This window comes from Armatimonas sp. (genome assembly GCF_031410135.1).
Lineage (GTDB): Bacteria > Armatimonadota > Armatimonadia > Armatimonadales > Armatimonadaceae > Armatimonas.
This window is the reverse complement of the sequence record NZ_JANNYP010000232.1, coordinates 1-5,594: the sequence shown is the minus strand read 5'-3', so window position 1 is coordinate 5,594 and position 5,594 is coordinate 1. Positions and strand designations below refer to the sequence as shown.

The window sequence follows — 5,594 nt, the reverse complement described above, 5'->3', positions numbered from 1 at the left end:
GTGAAGCGCGGTGCCCCCGGCCCCATCACCCTCGCCAAGCCCGACCCCAGGAAGCACTGGGCCTTCCAGCCCCTTCACCACAACCCAAACCCCACACCCGGGCGTTCGTCCCTCACGGGGAAAGGGGAATCAAAGGGGGTGGAAGATTTGCTGGAGGCCAAGCGCAAGGAGCTGGGGCTGAGCCGGAGCGCTCCTGCGCCACGCTCTGTCTGGCTGCGGCGGGTGAGCTTTGATCTGATTGGCCTGCCACCCGCGCCCGATGAGCTGGCCGCGTTTCTGGCGGACAAAGCGCCTGGTGCGGAGAGCCGCGTGGTGGATCGCTTGCTGGCCTCGCCGCGCTTTGGGGAGAAGTGGGCACGGCACTGGCTCGATCTGGCACGCTTTGCCGAGAGCCACGGCTACGAGCAGGACTACGACCGCCCCAACGCCTACACCTACCGCGACTTTGTCATCAAGGCCTTCAACGACGACCTGCCCTACGACACGTTTGTAAAATGGCAGCTCGCGGGCGATGAGTTTGCACCGGGCAACCCACAGGCGCTCTTCGCAACGGGCTTTCTTGGGGCGGGGACGCACGCCACGCAGATCACCAAGAGCCAGGTCGAGAAAGAGCGCTACGACGAGCTCGATGACATGCTCTCCGTAACCAGCCAGGCGTTTCTGGGGCTGACGGTAGGCTGTGCCCGCTGCCACGACCACAAGTACGATCCCATCCCACAGCGCGACTATTACCGAATGCTTGCCACATTCACCAAGACCGTGCGCTCGGACTACGATGTGGCGCTCGACGCCGAGGGTGATAAGAAAAAGTTCACAGACTGGGAGAGTGCCCACGCGCCGCTGGTCGCGGCCCGAGCGGCTTGGGAACAAGAAAAACTCCCGGCGAAACTGGCGCACTGGGTCGCCACAGAGAGCAGTAAACGAGCAGAGTGGGTCTTGCCGAAAGTCGAGAAAGCGGTCTCGGCAGGCGGCGCAACCCTCACCGTGCAACCCGATAGCTCGGTGCTGGTGACGGGGAAAAACCCGGAGCACGAGACACTGACCTTCACGCTCAAAACAAGCCAGAAGCAGCTCGTGGCCTTGCGGATCGAGGCGCTGACGCATCCCTCGCTCGTGAAGGGCGGGCCAGGACGGGCGAGCAATGGGAACTTTGCGCTGAGCAATGTCTCAATCTCTGGTGGAGGAAAGTTTATCTCCACAAAAACGGACTTTGAGCAGGCCGGGCTCCCGGTAGCGGCGGCCATTGATGGCGACTCGGTGTCCTCGTGGGCGATAGATCCACAGTTTGGCAAGAGCCATAGCGCTGTCTTTGTGCTGGAGCGCCCTGTGAGTGTCCCCGAGGGCTTTCCCGTAACCGTGCGGCTGGAGTTCAATAATAACACGGGGCACGGCATGGGCCGCCCGCGAATCGCCTTTGCTGAGAGCGCCGACGCGCCGCTCGACGGCCTTGCGATCGGTGATGGCCCCGACGGCCTGCGCGAATGGTATAAGACGCTCGATCCCGAGTGGAAGGCGCTCCAGGCCGCCGTGGAGCAGCACGAAGCGCAGCGCCCTGGCCCGACACTCACCAAGGCCATGATCTGCTCCGAGGGCGTTCCCGCCATCCGCACCCACACCCAGGGCGGGGATTTTCTGGAAGCCACACACTTCCTCAAGCGCGGTGACCCTAACCAGAAAGGCGAAGTCGCCACCCAGAGCTTTCTTGGTATCCTCAAGCACGCCGACGATGCGAGCTGGCAAGAGGCAGCCCCGACAGGCTCCCGCACCAGCTACCAGCGCCGGGCATTTGCCAACTGGCTCACGGATACCAAAAACGGCGCGGGAAACCTGCTGGCACGCGTGATGGTCAACCGCCTCTGGCAGCATCTCTACGGGCGCGGGATCGTCGCGACCCCGTCAGACTTCGGCACGATGGGAGAGCGTCCCACCCACCCGGAGCTGCTGGACTTGCTCGCGAGTAAGCTGATTCAAAATGGCTGGAGGCTCAAACCACTGCTCAAGGAGCTGGTGCTGACGGAGACCTACCGACAATCGGCGAGCGTCACGGCGCAGAAAGCAAAAACAGACCCCGACAACCGCTGGCTCTCGCGCTTCTCCCGCCGCCGCCTTGAGGCCGAGGGAATCCGCGATGCCATGCTCGCCGCAAGTGGACAGCTCGACACGCGGATGTACGGAGCAGGCACGCTCGACGAGAGCATGAAGCGCCGGGGGATCTACTTCTTTCTCAAGCGCAGCAAGCTCGTCCCGTTTCTGGTCGCCTTCGATGCCCCCAATTCCCTCCAGAGCATCGGCGTGCGCCAGACCACGACCGTGGCCCCACAGGCACTGATCCTGCTCAACAACCCACAGGCTCGAAGTTGGGCAGCAAGCCTCGCCAAGCGGGTAGAAGTCCCGTATGCCCCCGCCGAGAGCCTGCGCCGTGCCTATCTTCTTACCCTGAGCCGCTCCCCGAGCCCCACCGAGCTCTCTGAGGGCGTCGCCTATCTCAACAAAGGCGGCACTCTCACCGATTTCTGCCAAGTTCTCTTTGCGCTAAATGAGTTTTCCTATGTCGAGTAACGAGCCCCAACACTTCTTCGCCAACCCCACCCGCCGCGAGTTCCTCAAGCAAGCAGGAGCAGGCTTCGGCACCCTCGCCCTCGCCACCCTCCTCGCCGACGACGCCACTGCTAAAAGCCCCTTTCCCAGCGAGGAACGAGCGTCTGGGAGAGGGGTTGGGGAGAGGTTGGGACGAGGGCGTGCCAAGCGCGTCATCTGGCTCTTTATGAACGGGGGACCGTCGCACGTGGACACCTGGGACTACAAGCCCGCGCTGCAAAAGTACGACGGCCAGGAGCTCAAGGGCTTCGACTCCACCACCGGTTTTTTCGCGGACTCAGTCGGCCCCCTGATGAAGTCGCCGTTTGCCTTTGCCCAGCACGGCAAGTCCGGCGCATGGGTGAGTGAGATCTTTCCCAAGCTCGCCGCGCACGTGGACGACATGGCGTTTCTCCACTCCTGCTACACCGAGACCAACAACCACTCCCCTGCCCTCTTTCAGATCAACACCGGGATGAATCGTATGGGCTTTCCCAGTGTCGGGGCGTGGGTGACCTATGGCCTCGGCTCGCTCAACAAGAGCCTCCCCGCCTTTATGGTGATGTACGACACGCTCGGACGCGGCCTGCCCAAAGGCTACGCCCAGAACTGGGGTTCGGGGTTTCTGCCCGGCGTTTTTCAAGGGACGGCGCTGAACAACCAGGGCCAGCCCATCAACGACCTGGAGCGCAAGCTCACCGAACCCGCCCAGCGTGCCCAGCTGGACTTACTACAAAAACTCAACAAGCAGCACCTAGCGCACGCCGACAACGATCCACAGCTCACGGCACGAATCGAGTCTTTTGAGCTGGCCTACCGCATGCAGCTCGCCGCCCCCGAAGCACTGGAGATCGCGAGCGAGCCGCAAGCCATCCGTGACCTCTACGGCATAGACAAAAAAGAGTGCGGCCACTTTGCGCGGCAGTGCCTGATGGCGCGGCGCCTAGTCGAGCGCGGCGTGCGCTTCGTGCAGATTTATTCTGGCGGCGAGGAGAACGAGAAGAGCTGGGATGGCCACACCAATATCGCCGCCAACCACCGGGGCTTTGGGGCAGAGACCGACCAGCCGATTGCCGCACTTCTCACAGACCTCAAGCAGCGCGGGATGCTCGACGACACATTAGTCATCTGGTGCGGGGAGTTTGGGCGACTCCCGCTGGTGCAGAAAGGCGGCACGGGCCGGGATCACAACCCCCATGCCTTCACCTGCTGGATGGCGGGCGGTGGCGTGAAGGGCGGCTACCACCACGGCGAGACCGATGAGATCGGGCACAAAGCCGCTAAAGACCGCGTCTCCATCAACGATCTGCATGCGACGATCCTACACTTGATGGGCATGGATCACCTCAAGCTCACCTACTTCTTCAATGGCCGCAACTACCGCCTCACCGATGTGGCCGGCGACATCGTGAAAGCAATCTTGGCGTAGCGGTATAATTTCTCCATGAGCGCCACCAAAGACCCGGCAACCTGGCACTGGACCCGCGAGACCTACCACCACGCTGTGGAGATGGGACTCTTCGGCGAAACCCCACGCCTTGAGCTTATCCGAGGAGAAATCTATCTCAAGATGCCCATGAATCGTCCCCATGCTACCGCAGTCTCAAAAACAGAAAAAGTAGTAGCGAGTGCCTTTGGTGAGGGCTACTATATTTTCTCTCAGCTTCCGATTCGCCTATCCACGGATGGCGAACCCGAACCCGATCTTACTGTGGTCGCGGGAGAGCCCGATAACTACACTGAGCATCCGACAGAGCAAGACGTGCTTCTGGTGATGGAGATCTCCGACTCAACGCTGGCCTTTGATCAGGGGCTCAAGTCCGAGACCTACGCCTTGGCAGGAATTGCGGAGTACTGGGTTCTGGACATCAACGCCCGGACGCTAGAGGTGCGCCGGGAGCCGCATGGAAAGACCTACCGCAGCACACGCCTCTACGACGAGACCGAGAGCGCTTCGCCGCTTGCAAAGCCCGAGGCGCAAATCTCTGTGGCGGCTTTGTTGCCGAAGTAGCTCCACTTAGGTTATACTCCTCGCAGGACAATTATGGCAAAAGTCATTCTTCGGAATTTAAACAAGACCTTCGTGGACGCGCAGTCTAAGAAGGAAGTCAACGCCGTTAAAGATCTCAACTTAGAGATCCACGACGGGGAGTTTATGGTGCTGGTCGGCCCTTCAGGCTGCGGCAAGACGACAACGATGCGCATGGTCGCGGGGCTTGAAGAAGTCACCAGCGGCGAGATACTCATCGGGGAGCGCGTGGTCAACGACGTGCCGCCGCGAGACCGCAACATCGCCATGGTCTTCCAGAACTACGCACTCTACCCCCACATGAGCGTCTATGAGAACATGGCCTTTGGGCTGCGCCTGCGCATGCTTCCCCCAATCTGGCAGAAGTTCTCACCCGAGTACAAGGCGATCGAGAACGATATAGACGCTAAGATCCAGGCCGCAGCCAAGAAGCTCGATATCACCGACTATCTCGATCGCAAGCCCAAGGCGCTCTCAGGCGGTCAGCGCCAGCGCGTCGCGCTTGGTCGTGCGATTGTCCGCGACCCCGAAGTGTTCCTGATGGACGAGCCACTCTCCAACTTAGACGCCAAGCTCCGTGTCCAGACCCGCTTCGAGCTGATTAATCTTCACCGCGAGCTTAAAGTTACCACGATCTATGTCACCCACGACCAGGTCGAGGCCATGACCATGGGCCAGCGCATCGCCGTAATGGAAGGTGGCCTACTCCAGCAGTGCGACACGCCCCAGAATATCTACCGCCACCCCGCCAATATGTTTGTCGCAGGCTTTATTGGTATGCCCCCCATGAACTTCATCAAGGGTGCCATGGTTCGAATGGAGAACAACCACCCGGTCATTGACTGTAGCGGTTTCTCCGTGACCATGAGTTCTGAGTAAATCATACTGAGTTCAAGGTCTTCTACTGCGACATCATTAGCACGCAGATGAGGAATCAATGTCTGCTGAAGATTGGGATTGTCCGTGCGGATATAAATATGCCAGTCCG

The 5,594-nt window shown here is 60.7% G+C and carries 3 protein-coding genes and 1 pseudogene; all 4 read left to right on the top strand.

The genetic code is table 11. The annotated features are described in order from the left end of the window. Positions 1 to 2,559 (top strand): DUF1549 and DUF1553 domain-containing protein (locus tag RMO15_RS08310; protein ID WP_309710485.1); only part of this gene is annotated, 2,559 nt, incomplete at its 5' end. Next, on the top strand, positions 2,549 to 4,006 hold the full coding sequence (locus RMO15_RS08305) for a DUF1501 domain-containing protein (protein ID WP_309710482.1): 1,458 nt from the start codon (positions 2,549 to 2,551) through the stop codon (positions 4,004 to 4,006). The genes RMO15_RS08310 and RMO15_RS08305, both read left to right, overlap by 11 nt. Before the next feature lie 15 nt (positions 4,007 to 4,021). Then, complete coding sequence (locus RMO15_RS08300; protein ID WP_309710479.1) at positions 4,022 to 4,588, top strand: Uma2 family endonuclease; 567 nt, start codon at positions 4,022 to 4,024, stop codon at positions 4,586 to 4,588. 33 nt (positions 4,589 to 4,621) lie between these two features. Further along, positions 4,622 to 5,416 (top strand): annotated as a pseudogene (locus tag RMO15_RS08295) (ABC transporter ATP-binding protein); the annotation flags it as partial. Between the last annotated feature and the right edge of the window lie 178 nt (positions 5,417 to 5,594).